We start from the raw sequence: 20,022 nt of genomic DNA on the forward strand, positions 1-20,022 counted from the left end.
AATTTTATTTTACCTCAATTTTACCTTGAGCAGTATCTTCATGAAATTCACCAACAAAGCTATAAGTTCCTGGTGATAATGGTCCAATACTAGTACTTATAGTAGAATTTGCAGGAATTAAGCGTTCCTTTTTTAAATCTATACTTTCAAATTCTTCTACAGAGTCATCTAAGTTATTAATAATTAATTTAACTTTAGTGTTAGAGGGGATTGTAATAGAGTTTGGTACAAAGACGTGGTTTTGTAAGGTTATAACAAACTCACCTTGAGTGGCTGTATTTAATGATAATATTGCAAGAGTAGCAAATGTAATAAATAAAATGATTAAAAATAATTTATATAAGTCGTGCATATATTAACTTGTGTTAAGAATTTTTCTAGATAATGATAATTATTATCATCTGTTATAATAATAGTCAAGTTATTTATACAGAAATAAACCATAAATGTAAGATTTAACTTGAAAGAAAATAATTTTTATAGCATATATCTTAAAGGGTCAAGGATAGGCAGGTAATTCAGTAAGTCGGTCAGGTCTGAAAAGAAGCAGCCGTAATGAGCTTTCTTGGGTTGTTCTTGACCTTATTATATTTTACTATATTATGTGTATATAGCTTATCTTAAAATTTGTGATAAAGATAAGTATTTAAAATAAATTAAAGAAGGAGACATAAAAATAGCCAGTAATGAGTCATCAAAAGTAAATCATGAAATTACGTCATCAACTGTGCGCTTAATAGATAGTAATGGAGAAATGATTGGTATAGTATCGATATCTCAAGCGATGTCTTTAGCTGAAGCACAAGGCCTAGATTTAATCGAAATATCTCCTAATGCTGAACCGCCTGTATGTAGAATTTGCAGTTTTGGTAAGTTTAAATACGAAATAAAGCGTAAAGCACATGATGCTAAAAAGAAGCAGAAAATAGTAGAGATAAAAGAAATAAAATTGCGTCCTAACATTGGTCAGAATGATTATGATGTCAAATTAAAGAGTATACAAAAATTTATAACTGAAGGTGACAAAGTTAAAATTACTTTACGTTTTAGGGGTAGAGAGATCACGCATCATGAAATAGGTATGCAGTTAATGTCTAAGTTACAGGAAGACACTCTATCTATTGCTAAAACAGAATTACTACCTAGGATGGATGGTAAGCAAATTATGATGGTTTTGGCTCCTAAAACTTAAAAGGCTTGGATTATGCGGTCGTGGCGGAACTGGTAGACGCGCAGCGTTGAGGTCGCTGTTCTTGAAAAAGGGTGGAAGTTCAAGTCTTCTCGACCGCACCAGAGAGTCTCTTGTCTTATATATTAAATTAATATACTACTTTATAAAAATCCTTACTTTAAATATTTTTTAATTTGTTTGATAGATATATCAAATGCAATTATAAGTAATTGTTGCTTAAATAATAATAAGTTTTTTAAAATAAAAGTTTTGGTTACTTACGTTTTTTGTAATAAAAACGCTGTAATAGTTGTATTAAATATTAAGCAAAATATGTTGGAGCAAAAAATGCAACATTCTGAAATTGGTAAAGATTTAATAAGTATTTCTCCGACATATGGATTAAACAGTAATCTCATTAATGAGATTAATGATGCTTTAATACATGATGAACTAAAAGCAAAAGAGCTTTTAATAGGATTGCACAAGGCCGATTTAGCTGAATTTATTAATAATACTACTAGTGAGCGTAAGCAGAATATTCTTAGAATATTAGGTGGTAGTTTTGATCCAGAAATTTTAATTACTTTAAATGCTTCTGTGAGATCAGAGATGATTTCAACCTTAACATCTGATCAATTATATAAGATAGGTGATTTAGAAGCAGAAAAAATCTTCACTATATTTGAAGAATTAAGTCCAGAAGAGCAATCTTATATACTTTCTTATTTACCGCGTACAAAGCATGATATTGTCCAGAAATGGTTAGCGTATCCTGAGAATAGTGCTGGTAGAATGATGCGCAAGCAATTTGTGGTTGTACAACAGGATTTAACTATAGAGCAAGCTATTCAATATTTAAAGGAGGCAAATTCATTACCTTCAGAGTTTTATAAAATTTTTGTTGTTGATACAAAATATCATGTAGTTGGTAGTATATTAGTGAGCCAACTTATACGTAATCCTAACAACATATTAGTTAGTAAGATTATGACGGAAGAATCACATCTTATTAGCGTAAATCTTGATCAAGAGGAAGTGAGTTATTTATTTAGACAATATGGGTTAGTATCTGCGCCAGTTGTTGATAACAATAATTGTTTAGTTGGAATAGTATTGATTGATGATGTAGTTGAAGTTATTGAAGAAGAAACAGAAGAGGATATAATGAAAATGGTAGGTATTCATGATAGTGATTTAAGTGCCCCATTTTTTACTGCTGTTATTCAGAGATTTCCGTGGTTATTTGTTAACTTATTGATAGCATGCATAACTTCAGGCGTTATAGTATCTTTTAATGATACTATTCATACTATAGTAACTTTAGCTGCTATTATGCCTATTGTAGCTTCTATGGGAGGAAATGCAGGCACCCAAACTCTAACTATCTCAGTGCGCGCAATAGCACATCGTAAATTAAATATGATAAATGCTAGTAGAGTTTTAGTGAAAGAGGTGACTACGAATGTAGTAAGTGGCGTATTATTAGCCATACTTGGTGGAATAATTATGTTGGTATGGCATAAAGATTTGAAATTAAGTTTAATTTTTGCTCTTGCTGTTATAGTAAATTTCGCTATAGCAGGATTTTGTGGCACAATGATACCATTATTATTTACACGTATGCATGCTGATCCTGCAGTTGCTTCTAGTGTATTTTTAACAGCAATTACCGATATTGTAGGTTTCTTTATCTTTTTAGGATTAGCTAGCTTATTACTTTTATAATTATAATATAATCTTGTGATTCTTCTAGGGTTCTTAGCACCTAATTGTTATAAATCCGTTTTGATACTTTTGTCTGCAAATGGTAGCTTGGTTTTTACAATATAAACTATATTGTTGCAAATCAAACTATAATTGTAGGCTTCGCTTATTGTTCCTACTCCCAAAATTATCATATTTATCCTATGAAAATAGGCTTAAAATCATCTTTTATAAAGATATTTTTTGCTGCTACACTATTTTGGATGCCATAAGCAATTTCTTGAACTTTAGCAATAGTTGTGGATATAATTTCACGATCTATAATATCCCCATGAACAAGGGAGTTTCTAATTTCTCTAAAATCGTCATTAATTATATTATTAAGCAAAAAGTTATTGTCCAATTTAAATCTATGTGAAAACTGATTACGGATTTCGCCAATTCTGGCTAAATGATATGAAATAGCATCTATAACATTATTGGTACAGGTAGTATCACGATAATATTCAAGTTTTGTCACACTTTCTTCTAAAGCATGTAGATAAAAATTATTTCTCTCTTGAAGATTTGCAGGTAAGCCATGATTAATAAATTTTGTTATATGTTGTACAAATTTGTTGCCTAAAAAATCAATTTGCTTGTTATTATTTGGATTATGAATGTTTTCAGCATAATCAATGAGCAATAGAGAGAATATTTCTAATTGTTCTAAATTAATTTCCACACTTCTATCCTTAATCACATAAAAATCTTTTACCAGCACTTCTCAAACGTTAGTTAAGGCAATAGGGAATTTACGATGAGGTTGATAATTTTTTATACGTTCTATCAAAGTGATAATTAAATATTGGATAGAATCTAATTTTGTGTTAATTGTAAATTCATTAGTTAGGGGTGTTTCTAAGAGCCCTTTTAATTTATGGGTAGTATTAGTAATTTTGTGCAAAGCTTGTACTGGCGAGAAGTTTTTTGGAGGATTTATTATAATACCTCTATTTGCAAGTATATTATCTAGTTTAGGTTTGTTAATATTATTATTGTTGCTAACCGCTTCTAACTTGTTTTTACCTTTACTTGAAATTGGAGGAGATGAAATTGATGGAGCATTGAGATCACTACTAAATCATTTTCTTTAATCTTTTCTGGAGATATATTCGACAGAGGATTTTGGTTAATAAATTCAGGTGTATTTTCTTCTTTGATAGCTACTGCTTTGCTTTTATTTTTTTCCTTTTGCTCAATAATTTTATTACGATTTAATTCGGTTAATTCTTGTCTCTGTTGTTGTTTTTTTTGTAAAATTTCAAGTACTTGTGTAGTTTTTTGACTCTTTTTAGAGATGCGTATTTCTTGAGGTTGTTTAGCTTCTATTATTTCCTGTTCTTCTACAAGGGCATTTTTAGAGCTATTAGGGTTATGATATTGTAATACTGGTTGTAAAGTAGCTATTATGGCAGTTGATTTTTCTACTTTAGCAGTAGTTTTTTCTGTATTATCTTTGGTAATGGTAACTTTATTATTATTCTCGTGGACCAATTTTTCAAGGTCTTTACTCAATTGATTTTGGGTTTCTTTTAATATAGTGTCTATATTTTTTACAAATAACTTAGTAGATAATATATTTTGATTTTTACTCTTAATTAATATGTTTTCATTGTTATTTATAACCATTAAATCGTCATTTAAAATCTTGTTAAGTATAGCTGTTAGTATTTTAGACAAGGATTTTATGTTATGAGCATAAATTTTGTGTGGTGTATTATCTAGTGTTACTTCTTTTATATTAGCAACTTCTAATTTTAAGCCTTCAGAAGTTTGATGCCAAGGTTCGTTAATTACAGGGGATAAAATATTATCTAATGCTATATCGCTCTTGTAAAATAGTATAGAGTAAGCACTATGTAATATAATTCTTAGTGAAAAGAGCACCGATACTATTCCAGCTAAAAACCCAAGTATATTTGGATAGCGGGCAACATAATTGCTTTTTATAGAAGCTATAATATCTTTTTTTATAGAGGCATTAATACTAAAAGCATGGTATGGCATTTCTAGGGGATTATCATTAGATATTTTATCCATTATCTCATAAGACGTATATGCTCTGTTTCCAGCAGAAGAAATAAATTGAAATGGATTATAGTATTCTATTATTTGCTTTAAAAAATGTTTACTATTTTCATCTTTTAGATATATAGCAGGATTTGTGTGCCAATAAGATATGGAAGTGTTAGATAACTCTTCAATATACTTGTTTTCTGAGAGGAGTTTTATCATCTCTAGATTATGGATCTGATTGGCCAACTCTAAGGGAGAGCCAAGTGTTTGAAAAAATTCATTAATTAATTCCTTATTCAGTAATTTTGAAACCTGTGCTTTATGGTTAGATAGTATTGCATATACTAAATCTTTAACCATTACAGATAGGTTAGTAGGAATAGTAAGGATAAGATTGTTTTTATTTTCTATAATTATGTCTATAGGGAAAGACTTCATGATAAGAAAGGGAGCATTTTTGCTAAGATTCTGTTCGATTGTTGGTAGATCAACCTTGTTAAATTGTTTAAATTTGGCAATATCTTTTATAGTAAATTAAGTTGATAAAGACATGATATATGATATATTAAAAAGCTCATAAACCCAAAACAGTAGAAGCAATGGCATATTCCTTAGATTTACGTAAAAAAGTAATTCACTATGTTAATAAAGGTTATACCAGAGAAGAAGCTGCAAGAATTTTTGGCATAGGTGAAAGAACAATTTATAGATGGTTATCGAGATCGAAATCCGGGAATTTAGCAGCCACACGAGCAGCTAAGCCATGGAAGAAGCTTGATCCAATCAAATTATTAAACGAGGTGTCTAAAAACAGCAATTGGCTATTATCTGATTTTGCAAAGGTTTTTAATGTGTCTACAGCTGCTATCTGTTTGGCATTCAAGACTTTGGGGATCACACGAAAAAAAAGACCACACTCTATCGTGAACGGGATGAAGCAAAACGGCAATTATTTTTGGCAGCTATCGCAAACTATAAAGCGGAAGATATAGTTTATATTGATGAGAGTGGAATTGATAGCTATTTGTACTATTCTTGGGGATACAGTCTCAGAGGAAGTAAAGTTTATGGTGATATCTCAGGTAAAAAACATGATTGAGAAAGCTTTATTGCAGGTAAGGTTGGGAAGAAAATTATTGCGCCAATGTGTTTCAAGGGCACATGTAATACAGAAGTTTTTAACGAGTGGGTTAGTCAGTGTTTGGTGCCCGAACTAAGATTTGGTCAAGTTGTAATACTTGATAATGCAACGTTCCATAAGTCAGCTAGAACTAGGAATTTAATAGAAGATATAGGCTGTAAACTTTTATTCTTACCACCTTACTCTCCTGATCTCAACCCAATTGAAAAATATTGGGCTCATTTAAAAGCTAAAATCAAACCTATCATTACTAATTTTAATAACCTTAGCGATGCTATTGATTATGGCTTCTCTATGCCATTCTCAACTTAATTGACTATAGTAATTGAAATGCTCTATAAGCATCAGGAAATTTAGTAATATTATTATAAGAATTGATAAAGGAATTTATTTCTCCGGTCATGAACTCAAGAGTTTGCTTTGTAAGATGGGATTTGTTTTTTTCTAAGCAATGTAAATAGGTATATAGCATAGTAATAGGATCAGCTATAGTGTTCAGAAATTTTACTGCTTGAAGGTTGCTATTTATTAAAAGCTTTGTTAATCCGAAAGACCAATTTATTGATAGATGTTCATAAGGCAAAATAGTTTGATTTTTGTCTATTAATAATTTTAATAATTTTATTTTCATATCAGGTGATAAATCATTCCTGATTAAAATTATATCTATATTATAAAAATTAAAATTAGATTTATCATTAGGTGATTTAACAATATATGAAGGCAAATTAGCATAATCACAATCCTCAGGAAGCAGTTCAATCAAGGTTTGTAAATCGTCAAAGTTTAAATAATTGAAAAATGCATTTAATATAGCATCAAATGTTGGAAGCGGTATATCGTTATATATCTTGTTAAACAGTGGAGTTAAATCTAGTTTATTATTTAGCAGCTTACTAAAATTATCGCGTCCTGAAGATGAAAGAATAGCTTGGTCAGAATGTATATAATTTTTATCTAAGATTTTCTCTAAAAAGAAAGTTTGCATTTCAGATTTTTCAAGGAGTTTTTGAGTAAGAAAATTTGCTAACTTTTCATTATATTGATTAAATTGATTATATATATTGGTATTGTAATAATCTTTACCATTTGCATATACCAGATTTATCGCTGTTTGTAATAGATGTTCTTTACTTGAAAAATCTATATAGTTATTTTCTGCTGGAATAGAAGAGGAAGATAGTAAATTATCATTATTAATTTGTAGTTGATTCTCATTTAGGGAGTTAGCATTAACATTTAAGGGTCTTGATGCATAGATTGCTAAATACATAATTAATGATTTCTTTAATAATTTAAATAATTTTCTCATAATCCTACAACTTTATATAGTTAATTTTCTAGTATAAAATTAACTAGTTTTGTAATAATTGTCAAGACTGTTTTAACATATTAATATATATTACAGCAAATGTAATAATCAATTATTCTAAAGATGTGTATTTATAAAAGAAAATTGATAAGACAAAGGATGGATAGAATTGTAATAATATTAATTATTATTTCATTTAGAAACATAATGGGTTCTAAAATATTTGAGAAATTTCTTGAGTCTGACCCTTGTATAATTAAAATTACACCCTAAATTAAAAGGTAGAAAAATTATAATACTGATAAAAAAGGATATTAAAGTATGTCTATGGCACCTGAAACTAGAAAATTTGATGCAGAAGTTGGTAAAATTCTTCATTTGGTGATACATTCGCTTTATACTAATAAAGATATTTTCCTGAGAGAATTAATTTCAAATGCTTCTGATGCTTGTGATAAATTGAGATATTTATCAGTTACAAATTCTGCTTTGCTTACAGGTGATACTGAATTAAAAATTACAATATCGGTTGATGAACAAAATCGTACTTTAACCATTGCTGATAATGGTATTGGTATGAATAAAGAGGATTTAATTGAAAATTTAGGTACTATTGCAAAATCTGGTACACAAAACTTTATTAATCAGTTAACAGGAAATGATAAAAAGGATTTGCAGTTAATAGGTCAGTTTGGTGTAGGGTTTTACTCTGCATTTATGGTGGCGGAAGAAGTCACATGTATTACTAGAAAAGCAGGAGAAACACAAGGTTGGATGTGGAAGTCTCAAGGAGAAGGCGAATTCGAAATTTCGTCTATTGATGGTGAAGTAAGTAGGGGTACTACCATACATTTACGGTTACGTGCTGGCGAAGATGAATATTTAGATAAATTTCGTATACGTCATATAGTTGGTACTTACTCTGATCATATTTCATTCCCAGTAGAACTAAAGGAAGAAAATGATCAGACGAGTGTATTAAATAAAGCTTCTGCCTTATGGACTAGACCTAAATCTGAGGTCTCTGAAGAGCAATATCAAGAGTTTTACAAGCATGTATCGCATGCTCCGGATCAACCCTGGATGATATTGCATAACCACAATGAGGGAACCATACAATATACCAATTTGTTGTTTGTTCCTACTAACAAACCTTTTGATTTATTTAATCCAGAACGTAAATGCAGGGTAAAACTATATGTAAAACGTATTTTTATTACCGAAGATAATGTAAATATTGTGCCAGCTTATTTACGTTTTTTAAGAGGGGTGGTAGATTCAGAAGATTTACCTTTAAATGTTAGTAGAGAGACCCTTCAGCATAATAATGTTTTAGAAAAAATTCGTAAATCTATTATCAAAAGAGTCTTAAATGAATTACAGAAAAAAATGGATAATGATCGTGAAAATTATCTAGAGTTTTGGCAGAATTTTGGTGCGGTACTCAAAGAAGGATTGTGTGAAGGTATTGATGAATATAGAGAAAATATTTTAAGTAGTTGTTTATTTAAGAGTGCACTAACTGGTAATTTGATTTCGATTGATGAATATATAAACAATATGAAAGAAGGCCAGGAGCATATTTATTACTATTTAACAGGTGATGATAATTCGGATAACAAGCAATCTTTACCTCAGCTAGAAGGTTTTGTAAAAAGGGGTATTGATGTATTACTGTTAAGCGATAACGTTGATGATTTCTGGGTAAATGTAACTTATAAGTACAAGGAAAAAGAATTTAAGTCTATTACTAGAGCTGATCTTGATCTTAATAAGATTAAGACTGATATAGAAGAAGATAAATCTCAAAATAACGAAACAGCAATCAATGAAGATGAGCAAAAACATTTGACTACTTATTTTAAAGATATTTTGGGAGAAGCTATAAAAGAAGCAAAAATTTCTCAAAAATTAGTAGATAGTCCAGTATGTTTGACAGTATCTGAAGGTTCAATGGATATTAGAATGGAGAAATTTTTACTTGAACAAAAGCAACTAAAATTTGCTTCTGCTAAAATTTTGGAGATTAATCCTAAAAACCCAATTATTGTTAATATTAGTCATGATCTAAATAAAACTCATAACCAGGGTAGTGATATGTCTAAGGAATTAGTTAATTTATTATATGATCAAGCATGTATTATAGAAGGTGAAAATGTAAAGGATACAGCTGCTTTTTGTAAAAGGCTAAATTTATTGTTACAGAAAATTGAACTTGTGTAATTAATAAATTTTGTAGAATTTGCTCTTACTATAGATAGTAACATTTAAATGTTACTATCTATAGTAAAGCTAACGGAAAAAATTAAGAGAATAATAATATCCTTATTTACAAAAAAGTATGTATGCTCGAAGTATTAAACATTTTCTAAATAAATATTTCACTATATTGTCCAATTATACTAGCACGAGTTTTCGTTGGTATTAAACGCTCTACAAATGAAATAGTTGATTTAAAACTATTTGGAGTTATATTTTCTAACAAGGTAGTTTGCTTTACTTCTTTTTCTGAAGAATTATCAACTGTCACCCTACTTGATTCTCCTTCATAATAGTTAATTGTATTAGCTTCTTTGATAGTGAGATATATATTATTGCCTATAGAAATGAAATTGCTTCCTATAAGCTCGAAATGTTTATAACCTAAATTAATCAAAACATTATCAATAGTATTAGGAGTATTAATCATACCAATTTTATGTAATCCAGCTATTAAGTAATGTTCAGGCAATATATATCCAAACAGAGTATCGGTTACTTTTATTCCATAACCTATAATTAATAATAAAGGGTCAACTAAATGATTAGGAATATTAATACCTGCTAATTCAATGGAACTAGCTTTTACTGAATCTTTTATATAACTGCCACATGCAAAACTCAGTCCTAAAGCAATCCATGGAGAAGTGAATAAGGAAACCATTGAGGCACTATATAAACTCATACCTACTATAAAATTGATCCAAGGCTTATTATTAGTAGAGTTAATAAAATGATCATAACCAGCTGTGCTAATAGATAATCCAATAAAACACACTGCTAATGTAGGTTGTGATACCATAAAAGCAGCTGTACTTCCTATAATAATTACTTTTTTTGCAGTATTATATATGTTTATTATCTCTGGGACAATTATATCTTGTAGTGATCTTTTAGGAATAATAATTTCCTTAAGAAGCTTTAGCTGAGTATTACACATATCTTTTAAGCTATTATAGCTCTCTTGTACGTAGTCTAACAAATTATTACTCAATTTAGACGAGGGTTGAATATTAATTTTTGTTTTAAAACTTCTATGTATGAAAGTAGAATTTAATTTTTTAAAATCCCTATTTCTGGGTTTTCTTCTCATGTTAGGCTCCAATTAATGAACTTTACGTACCTTATCACTATACTCATGCTTTTATTGTTACTAATTAATCTATTTAATAATTTATATTTTAAATATATTAATTATTTTAGTCAAGTATTTTATTAAATTTCATTAATAAATATTACATATAGTATTAAATGTTTGGAGGCAAGATACTTAAAACCTTATATTATTTGCATAATTTATAATATTTAAATATAGTTTCTTGATTTAAAATTAGCATATGCGTTCTTCTACGCTCACCTAACAAAAAGTAGGTTTTGCTCATCATTCCTAGCGGCTAAGGAAGCTAAAAAAACTATATTGTGAAATAAACTGACATATTTAAATATTTATTATAAGAAAAGTAAATATAGAGATTTTTTCTATTCAAGATTTGAGGTCTTATCGTGATATCGCAGCCTTTGATGAAGATCTTAGTTTTGAAAATATAAATCATTGGTTACGTGTAATTATATATAATCGCTGATACCGTGAGGAGTTTTGTCCCAGTAAGTAGGTGCAAAAATTAGATACCATACCGCACGAAAGCTAGCTATACTGTGTAATATAAAATAAAATGGGAATAATAAACAGGATAAAATCATGTGAGGCCATTTGTTAAAATAACTAATAAATGAAGCTGAGATAAGTGGTAGTATAAAACAATATATTAAATTAATATACCATAAATAATAAGTAGTTTGAGATATTAAACTGCCAGATATATTATAATTTATAACAAAGCTACCAAACCACATGATAGGAGCTGTAAGAAAACATATAGCAGGTAATCCTATAAAAAATTGTATGCCTAGAAAACCTTTTACTCCTAATGAATTAAGTAATAATTTAGGATTTCTCATATGTACAAGATAAGTTAATATATATCCTTTAATCCAGCGAGACCGTTGAATAATCCAGCTTAATAATGTAAGAGGTGATTCTTCTAGTGTAATAGAGTTAAGGATTTGTGTTTTATATTGATAGCTAGACAACCTTATACCAAGATCTGCATCTTCAGTTACATTAAAAGGGTCCCATTTACCAATTTGTTCAAGCTTATCTCTAATAAAATGGTTACTTGTACCGCCGAGAGGTATTGGCATCTTGAGAGAAGATACTCCCCAGAGAATAACATCAAATAATAGAGAATATTCTAGGGCAAAAAATTTACTTAGTAAATTTTCCTCCCTATTAAAAAAATTTAATTTAGCTTGCATACAAATTACGTCATCAGAAGCATTTTGAAATGCTTTAATCACTTTTCGTAATTGATTTGGTTCTGGTCTATCTTCGGCATCATAAATTGTGATATATGTACCTCGGGCAAATTTGAGGGCATAGTTTAAGGCTTTTGGTTTTGTGCAAGGAAAAGATTTCGGTACTATTATTAATTGGAAATGATCACCACAATGTAAATTTTTAATGGCATTCAATGTGATATGATCATCTTCTTCAATTATTAATTTGATATCCAATTTACTTTTGGGATAGTTTAAAGAATTGATTGAAAAAATTAATCTAGGTAATACTTCTTGTTCATGTAATAAAGGAAGTAAAATAGTATATATGGGTAATTCACTATCTATTAGTTCTAAATTTTCTTTTTCTTTATTTTGGTAAGAAAAAATACCTGCAATATATAAAATGGTTTTAAAAATATTAGAGCATAAATAAAGTAAATTAGTAGCTATAAATAAGCTTAATACTGTAGAGGTAGTAAAAAATTTGAAGCTTATTATAATAAAAAAAATTAATAGAATTATGCTAATTTTTTGCCATCTACAAAAAGTAAAATGCGAAGATTTATTTGGTAAGGAATGTTTGAGATGGTTGATAGAATCATAAAGATGATATTGGCTAAAAAATTTTTCAATATTCCACTGTATTTGTGTAGTAGAGGTCATCACAAGCTTATAGTTAGGAAAATTTGCCTTAATCCATTGTAGAGTTTCATGATTAAGATCGCTGACAGCAATCACCATAGTATTATCTTTATATTTCCACGGTATAGCTTGATATTTTATATAAAATTTTACTAAAGCGGGTGATAATATAGATATATCACATGGATGGGTAATTAAGTTTATAAATTCTAACTCTAATTGTTCAGCAAGCGAAGTATAGAGTTGATTACTATTTATTAGACCTTCGGTCAGTAAAATTTTACCCAGTTGTGATTTACATTTAGTTTGTAAATGTAATGCAAATTGTAGGATGTCATTAGTAATATAATTTTTTTTTACTAGGATTTCTCCTAATCTAAAAGTGGGTTTTTGGCATAATATTGACATAATTTGTATATTAAATAAAACTAAATATCTGACGTAATAGGTTGTATAAACAAAATATATTTATCGTCAAGTAATAATAATTAATTTCTAGATTTATTTGTAATGACATGGTGTTATAATAAAAATTATAAAGTTAGCCATAAGGCTATAGATATGGTATTTGCTTTGGCACGATATTTTTTAGGAATGTTGCTAAAAGAAGCATGGTTTGATAAACCAAGTTGCACTGCATAGGAGCTATTAAACACTTTTACTAGAGAAATTTTGGGAATAATAGAGAATCTTTGATAATAAGGATTTTTAATAACATTATAAAATTTTTCATGTTTATTATCAGACCATAGAGTAACTATTGAGGGTGGATGTACGTTTAAATATTTGTCAGAGTATTTTAATTTATTGATATGATATTTAGAAAAAAATTGAGTAAGAAACATAAAATTATGAGGGAATTTTACTCCATGGGTAAAATCAAAAACTAATTCATCAGGGACGGATTGCTTTATTTTTATTCCAAATTCTGCATTAATAAAATAATCTTTGCCGTGTTCTTGAAAACTATGTCCTAGCAATAATCTGAGTTCAGCTTCTAAATTATGCAAAGAAACTAAAGGTTGTATTGATAAGATAGAAGCACCATTTTGCAATAACAACTTTCTAAAATACATTGAAAATTTTCCATCATATCCGTAATCAGAGTTGTGCAGATGCTTACATCCTACATTATCACCATATCCATGGTTACAGTATATATACGTATTACGGGGTCTTGCTTTTTCTTTAAATTTTCCAAAATCTGTTTGATGATTAATACCTAGAGTTAGATTTTTATTTAATCCATATTCAATATCTTGAGAATATCCATGCTTTGAGAATGTGATGTCGGGATTAGTGTATAACTTATAGCTATTTAGCCAGGAATAGTTAGTAATAAAAAATGACACACCTTCATCTTGTAACCACGCTGCAGTATAGCATTGTTTTGTTGGTAAATGCATAATACAGATTACGAATAAATATATAATGAAGTGAAACATATAATATTAATCAAGGGTTAAGTAAGAGCAGTAAATAATGTGTAATTTTTCATCTTAAAGTCCTATACCTTAATAAAGTTAAGTTTTCTTCTGCTTCATTCTTACTCTAGCTTCTTTTACTATACTTATCGTTTTAAAATGTCTAGAAAAAGTTACAATTTCTTAAAATGCTTTATAAGTTGTTGATAATTAATAATATTTGGTATAAAAACTTTATAAAGATTTTATATTAATATTAATAAAAAATTATCAGAATAGTATGAAAAATATAGAAGAACAATCATTAAAAGAATATTTTGAGAATGGCGCTGTAATAGAAGATATAGATGATCAATCGTTAGACTTATATCTTCAAAATGGTGTTATAATAGAAGATGTAATTGATAAAACTAATGGTAATACAGCATTACACCATGCTGTATTAGAAAATAATATAGAAATGATTCATTATCTAGTTGGGGCTGGTGTTGAGAAAGATCTACAAAATAATGATGGTAATACTGCATTACATTTAGCTGTATCAGAAGATAAATTAGATATTATAAAAATTTTAACTCAAGCTGGTGCCAATCTATATATTTATAATAATGATGGTAGAATCCCATTACATTTAGCAATAATTCATAGTCAACTAGAGGTAGTAGAATATTTTGTTGCAGCAGGGATAGATATAAATTATCGAAATGATGTAGGAAATAGCGCATTACATTTGGCTGGAATGAATCAAAGTGAAAATATGTTACGTTATTTGATTAGCAAAAATGTATATTTAGAGGCTCCTAACCACTTGAAATATACAGCTTTGCATGTAGCTGCAGCTAATAATAATGAAATAGCAGTGGAAATATTGATTGCAGCAGGGGCGAATATAGATGCTACAAATATAACTAACACTACCATATTACATATGGCAGCAGAACAAAACAATGTAGAGATTGCAGCTTTAGCAATTAAATATGGCTGTAATAAAGAAGCAAAAAATCAAGATGGTAATACTGCTCTGCATCTAGCAGTTTCAAATGGGAATATTGAAATAGCTGATTTATTAATAAAAGAGCACGCTAATAAAGAAGCTAAAAACTATAAGGAGCAAACTCCATTACACTTAGCAGTATATAATGTACATATGAATATGATAAAAAAATTATTACTTTTAGGTGTAGATAAAAATAGTAGAGATAATTTAAAACATACAGCTTTGCATATAGCAGGGTATATAGGTAATAAGGAAATGGTTCAACTATTTCTAGATAAAACTAATCAAGATAGTAAAAATTTTGAAGGTAATACAGCATTACAAATAGCTATATTAAATAATCATACTGAGATAGCATTAATGCTTATAGAGTATGGTGTAAATATAGAAAATGAAAGTAAAATAGGTCATACGGCATTAATTACCTCAATAATTTTAGGGAATATAGAAGTTGTAACAAAGCTAATATCTAAGGGAGTATTGATTGGAGACTATATTATTAATGCTATAATATACTCTTTTAATGTAGCAGAATTTGAGAATACTACTAAAATTATTCAAGCTGTGAGGGGAGCAATTCTTGCTGATCGGTTATATTATGTTGGTTCAGAAGATATTAAAGAAATGTTAGATAATTTTGATATAGATGTATTCTTATCTAGATTAATATATCTATATAATGCAGAAGGTATATTAAATAATTTAAATCTTGAAATACTTCCTCACGATTTACAAAATCGTATTAAAGATTCTACTAAATCTATTAAGGTTTCAGAAGAGAAAATAATAGAAGCAGTAGAAGTACCCCTTGCTGAAATATTTAACAAGCTATATCCAGAAGATTTTCCTTGCCAAGCTCCATATACACTTTTACTGAAATATAAAGATAGTGATACTAAGTATAATTATCAGCAGAATTTAAATAGCTATAAATATATTCCCCATTCTCATCCTGTGCAATTTTTCTACTACATGACTAATCCATGTAATAGAGAAAAAATTATTACATTATGTATAACTATGCCTGAAGAAATGAGATTAATTATTTACGGACTTAAACCTTTATCTTTATATTATGACCAGAAACACGAATTATTTAAGTTAGATAAAATACTAAATAGTAAGCCTATCCAAGCTCAAATTATAAAAAATCTATATTATGAGAGCAAAATTATGAATGATAAAACTAAAGATTATGAAAATATAATTGTTGAACTTAAAGATTCTATTGCTCAACTTGTAGCTCGTGTTAATAAACAGCAAGAGGTAATAAATTTATGGGAAGAAGGTATAGAAGCAAAGGGGAAAACTGGTAGTGATACTATGTTGGTGAAGCCTCAAACTAATGATAGCAAAGAAGCTTTACCTGATATAGGTAAACGTAAATTTAGTGAAAGTTTTGTGGAAGCAGAAAATATAAAAAGAAAAGACAAAGCCCAAAAAATTGAAACTATTTATCATTAGGAAAAATTAAAAGCAGAATGCTATTCTGTTAGCATAAGGAATTAGTATATAATTTTGTTCAATAGAAAATAAATTATTAATTTGATCCAGCGTTTAAGAAATCTTTATATAAATCTACGGTGGATATTTTTCCTATTTTGCTAAAATGTTCGTGTAACCAATTTGATGCTGTGTGTCTTCCAATATCACGTAAATGGGTTAGAAATTTCCAGCTAGAGTCGAATTTGCTTGCAACATCATAATCACGTAAAGCATGGTCAGCGCGTATGGAATGTACTAAAATATGTCTGAGCTTAGATGCAAATTTATCTTTAAGCCATTTTTCTTCTATAAGTTTATTTACAAAAGCGATAGATCTAAATTCTTTTAATAATGAAGAATTAAAAGTAATTTCATTTATACGGTTAGCAATTTCATTAGCGGTTTTAGGGATGTTGTGTCTATACATAGGGTTAATATGTACAATAATAACATCTCGTGTCTTACCATGGTAAAATAGTGGGAAGATAGGGGGATTACCCATATAACCACCATCCCAATAATAATCCTGCCCTACTTTAACAGCTTGATATAAGTTAGGTAATGCTGCTGAAGCTAAAACTACCTCTATTGATAATTCTTTATTGGTAAAGACTTTAACATTACCACTGCGTACATTAGTTGCACTAATAAATAAGCTATTGCATTTGCATGCTTTTAGTTTATCAAAATCTATTAATTGGTCTAAAATATTTTTTAGAAAATTAATATTATATGGGTTAGATTGGTAAGGAGAAAATATACTACCTAAAGAAATCGAAGCAATATACATCATTTGATAGTATAGTTTTTCTAGAGGAGGATAGTCTGGGATAAAGGAAGAGCTATAACTGCTGACATGTTGCCAAAAATCATATAACTTTTGTCTTGCACCATCTATGCCACCTTCCATATAACCATAGCTATACATAATCGCATTCATGGATCCGGCACTAGTAGCTGCTATTCCATCTATATCTAAACGTCCATCTTCTAATAATTTATCAAGTATACCCCAGGTAAACGCACCGTGAGCACCTCCACCTTGTAATGCTAAATGTACTATTTTCTTCTTTATTTTCATATTACTATTTTTTTAAATAATCAAATAAAACGTTGCCATATGGTAAAGTGGCATCGACAATAAAATGCGTGACGTCAACTATCCGTTTAACAGGTAAATCAGCTACTGGCGCATTAACGTGGGGGACAAGATGTAGTCTGCCAGGACCTCTCCATGCTCCTTTTAGTTCTAGTTCTGTCATTTGATAACCAACTAGTTGTGCAATTGCCATTTGCCCATTAACATCTGGTATTAATTTAAGATTGACTTGAGTTTTTGATAATTTATTTATTATAGATTTTATATCTTCAGCACTATTTTGCTTATGTATTAAATTTTCGTGCTTATATCCCATAGTTCCTATGGCTACTTTTTCTCCACCATATTCTAAAATACCTGTTAAAGTATCATGTATAATATATAATTTAGGTTTTGCGTGTTTTTTGGGAAAGCCCCAAATTTCTCGGCCAGCTGCAATAGGTGGTTCACAATCTAAATACATTTGTGCAGTAAAATTAACAGGCTCTTTATTAAATAATGCAGGTATAACTAGACCGCTTTCACAATAGCTACCAAATCCTGAGCTATCAGGCATTTTAATGAATTCGTATGTAACTGTATTGCTTCCATCAGGTATAAGGGGCTCTGGTAATGCTTCTGCGATTGTACTTGGGTTAGATTCATAAGTTATGACCAAATATTCACGATCAATAAATCTGTAAGGTCCTTTAGGGTAACTAGGGCTATCGAGTGGCATTGATGCTAAATTTAATATTTCTTGCTTGTGCATAGAATATTCCTATTCTCTTATTATATTTATTCAATATAATTTAGTTAACTATATATTATGCACTATTTAAGTTAAATAATAATTAATATATTGTTCAATATTTAGTGGGTGCTAAGAACCGTAAAGGCTTGCTTATAATATTGATGTAAATGTCCTATTTAATTCAGCCATGATAGCTTGTTTCTGATAAGGTTTTTTGATGTAGGTGACAATGCCAAGTGTGAATGCTCTTTCAATTTCGGCACTATCGGAAGAGCCAGTTTGAAGAATGACTGGGATTTTGGCAAGCTCTGGGTTCTGCTTGATCTCAGCGAGTACATTTAAGCCATAAATATCGGGCATCATTAAGTCGAGTAAAATTAAATCTATTTCCTTAGAATGTTCTTTCAGATATTCAAGGCCAGCATAACCTCCCGCTGCTTTATGGAGATTATAGCCACTTCCAAAAAGTAGTAATTCCATACTCATTAAGCAGGCATCTTCATCATCTATTATTAAAATATTAGCTGATTTAGTAGTTTGAGGAGCAGGTTTTGTAGGTATTTCGACATTATTTTCTGCAATGATTTTATGGCCATCCATTTGTTTGGCCTGCGATATTGGAATAACAAAGTTAAAAGTTGCACCTTGGTCTTGGTTATTTTCTGCCCAAATTTCACCATGATGCGCGTCGATAATTTCTTTACAGATAGCAAGGCCAAGACCCGTGCCTCCTGCCCTGGTTTTAGTTTTGCTGCTTTGAACAAAGACCTCAAAGATAGTATATAATTCATTTTCAGGAACGCCTACCCCTTCATCTTTAATGGCAAAATGATAAGCTTCAGATTTATTTTGATCATCATAGGTGATTTCAGAAAGCTTTAGCGAAACAGTGATGGTAGAATTATTTGGGCTAAATTTGATGCTATTGACAAATAAATTACGTAAAACTTGGCCTATTCTTTCTTTGTCCGCCAGGATAAAGGCGTCTTTTAAAGGAGTGAAATTAATTTGGAGCTGCTTACCATTGATATATAGGGTTTGAGCTTCGTCAATCATTTCCGTGATAATCAAGTTTAAATCTATTTTTTCTAAACTAAGCCTCATCTTTCCTGCTTGGAACTTAGAAAGATCAAGGAGATGGTTAAGAAGTGAAGACAATCTTTTGGCATTGCTTGCAATTTTATCTGCTAACTCATATTTTCGTTCATCGTTAAACTCTTGCCAATGCTCAACGAGGGAAGTTGAAATCGCAGTGAACCCTTGCATCGGCGTTCTAATCTCATGACTCATGTTATTGAGGAACTCTGTTTTGGCTGCTAAGGCTTGCTTGAGTTCTGCGGTGCGTTCCTCTACTTTTTGTTCTAGGGATTCGTTAGCAAGTTTCACTTCTGCATGAGCTTGTTCTAACTCTGCTGTTCGTTTACTAACTTTATCTTCTAATTGATTATTTAATTCAGCTATTTTATGATGATAGTCGTTACGTTTTTCATATAGCTCCTTTCTTTTGCTAGAAAAAATAATAAAATAGATTATAGGAGCACTATACGAACCAAATACACCTATTAAATTATTATGTAGCTCAAAAGAATTGCTTGATAGAGAGCTCATAATAATAGCTATAGATAATCCTATCATTGTCATTAATAAAAAACTT

Annotated in this window: 16 protein-coding genes and 1 tRNA gene; 7 read left to right on the forward strand and 10 right to left on the reverse strand. The window is 29.6% G+C overall.

Annotated features, from left to right (window positions below; translation table 11 throughout):
* Positions 1 to 4 precede the first annotated feature (4 nt).
* Positions 5 to 352 (reverse strand): hypothetical protein, encoded by a 348-nt coding sequence (locus NOVO_06245; GenBank protein AIL65603.1) that lies wholly within the window; start codon positions 350 to 352, stop codon positions 5 to 7.
* Positions 353 to 727: 375 nt separating this feature from the next.
* Here NOVO_06245 and infC point away from each other — a divergent pair, with 375 nt between their 5' ends.
* From infC to NOVO_06260, 3 genes are all read left to right on the forward strand, one after another.
* Positions 728 to 1,192: a Translation initiation factor IF-3 gene (gene infC, locus NOVO_06250; GenBank protein AIL65604.1), complete on the forward strand. Its 465-nt coding sequence runs from the start codon at positions 728 to 730 to the stop codon at positions 1,190 to 1,192.
* Between the two features lie 14 nt (positions 1,193 to 1,206).
* A tRNA-Leu gene (locus NOVO_06255) sits at positions 1,207 to 1,293 on the forward strand.
* Between the two features lie 226 nt (positions 1,294 to 1,519).
* Positions 1,520 to 2,899, forward strand: coding sequence for a Magnesium transporter mgtE (locus NOVO_06260; protein ID AIL65605.1), 1,380 nt, complete (start codon positions 1,520 to 1,522; stop codon positions 2,897 to 2,899).
* Between the two features lie 175 nt (positions 2,900 to 3,074).
* On the opposite strand, the gene NOVO_06265 is transcribed toward NOVO_06260, so the two are convergent.
* Together NOVO_06265 and NOVO_06275 are read right to left on the reverse strand one after the other, a co-directional pair.
* Entirely contained in the window at positions 3,075 to 3,602 is a 528-nt protein-coding gene (locus NOVO_06265) for a hypothetical protein (GenBank protein ID AIL65606.1), read from the reverse strand.
* A 329-nt stretch (positions 3,603 to 3,931) separates the two neighbouring features.
* Entirely contained in the window at positions 3,932 to 5,374 is a 1,443-nt protein-coding gene (locus NOVO_06275; protein AIL65607.1) for a hypothetical protein, read from the reverse strand.
* 161 nt (positions 5,375 to 5,535) lie between these two features.
* Between NOVO_06275 and NOVO_06280 the strand changes: the two genes are divergently transcribed.
* Together NOVO_06280 and NOVO_06285 are read left to right on the forward strand one after the other, a co-directional pair.
* On the forward strand, positions 5,536 to 5,928 hold the full coding sequence (locus NOVO_06280) for a Transposase (GenBank protein AIL65608.1): 393 nt from the start codon (positions 5,536 to 5,538) through the stop codon (positions 5,926 to 5,928).
* A 152-nt stretch (positions 5,929 to 6,080) separates the two neighbouring features.
* Entirely contained in the window at positions 6,081 to 6,389 is a 309-nt protein-coding gene (locus tag NOVO_06285) for a hypothetical protein (protein AIL65609.1), read from the forward strand.
* A 4-nt stretch (positions 6,390 to 6,393) separates the two neighbouring features.
* Here the strand turns inward: NOVO_06285 and NOVO_06290 are convergent, their stop codons facing one another.
* Complete coding sequence (locus tag NOVO_06290; GenBank protein AIL65610.1) at positions 6,394 to 7,389, reverse strand: hypothetical protein; 996 nt, start codon at positions 7,387 to 7,389, stop codon at positions 6,394 to 6,396.
* Between the two features lie 321 nt (positions 7,390 to 7,710).
* Between NOVO_06290 and htpG the strand changes: the two genes are divergently transcribed.
* A complete protein-coding gene (gene htpG / locus NOVO_06295) occupies positions 7,711 to 9,612 on the forward strand; it encodes a Chaperone protein HtpG (protein ID AIL65611.1) in 1,902 nt (633 codons plus the stop codon).
* Between the two features lie 145 nt (positions 9,613 to 9,757).
* Here htpG and NOVO_06300 read toward each other — a convergent pair whose 3' ends face one another.
* From NOVO_06300 to NOVO_06310, 3 genes are all read right to left on the reverse strand, one after another.
* The gene (locus NOVO_06300) at positions 9,758 to 10,741 is read right to left on the reverse strand and encodes a hypothetical protein (protein ID AIL65612.1); all 984 of its coding nucleotides are present in this window, start codon (positions 10,739 to 10,741) and stop codon (positions 9,758 to 9,760) included.
* A gap of 473 nt (positions 10,742 to 11,214) precedes the next feature.
* Positions 11,215 to 13,038, reverse strand: a complete 1,824-nt coding sequence (locus tag NOVO_06305) for an N-glycosyltransferase (protein ID AIL65613.1) — start codon at positions 13,036 to 13,038, stop codon at positions 11,215 to 11,217.
* 125 nt (positions 13,039 to 13,163) lie between these two features.
* Positions 13,164 to 14,036 (reverse strand): hypothetical protein, encoded by an 873-nt coding sequence (locus NOVO_06310; protein ID AIL65614.1) that lies wholly within the window; start codon positions 14,034 to 14,036, stop codon positions 13,164 to 13,166.
* A gap of 298 nt (positions 14,037 to 14,334) precedes the next feature.
* Between NOVO_06310 and NOVO_06315 the strand changes: the two genes are divergently transcribed.
* A complete protein-coding gene (locus tag NOVO_06315) occupies positions 14,335 to 16,515 on the forward strand; it encodes an Ankyrin repeat protein (protein ID AIL65615.1) in 2,181 nt (726 codons plus the stop codon).
* A gap of 76 nt (positions 16,516 to 16,591) precedes the next feature.
* Here the strand turns inward: NOVO_06315 and NOVO_06320 are convergent, their stop codons facing one another.
* The 3 genes from NOVO_06320 to NOVO_06330 form a co-directional block, all read right to left on the reverse strand.
* On the reverse strand, positions 16,592 to 17,617 hold the full coding sequence (locus NOVO_06320) for a Patatin (protein AIL65616.1): 1,026 nt from the start codon (positions 17,615 to 17,617) through the stop codon (positions 16,592 to 16,594).
* 4 nt (positions 17,618 to 17,621) lie between these two features.
* Positions 17,622 to 18,386, reverse strand: coding sequence for a putative acetoacetate decarboxylase (gene adc / locus NOVO_06325; GenBank protein AIL65617.1), 765 nt, complete (start codon positions 18,384 to 18,386; stop codon positions 17,622 to 17,624).
* Between the two features lie 132 nt (positions 18,387 to 18,518).
* On the reverse strand, positions 18,519 to 20,009 hold the full coding sequence (locus tag NOVO_06330) for a Sensor histidine kinase (GenBank protein ID AIL65618.1): 1,491 nt from the start codon (positions 20,007 to 20,009) through the stop codon (positions 18,519 to 18,521).
* Positions 20,010 to 20,022 lie beyond the last annotated feature (13 nt).

It is taken from the genome of Rickettsiales bacterium Ac37b (assembly GCA_000746585.2).
Lineage (GTDB): Bacteria > Pseudomonadota > Alphaproteobacteria > Rickettsiales > Arcanibacteraceae > Ac37b.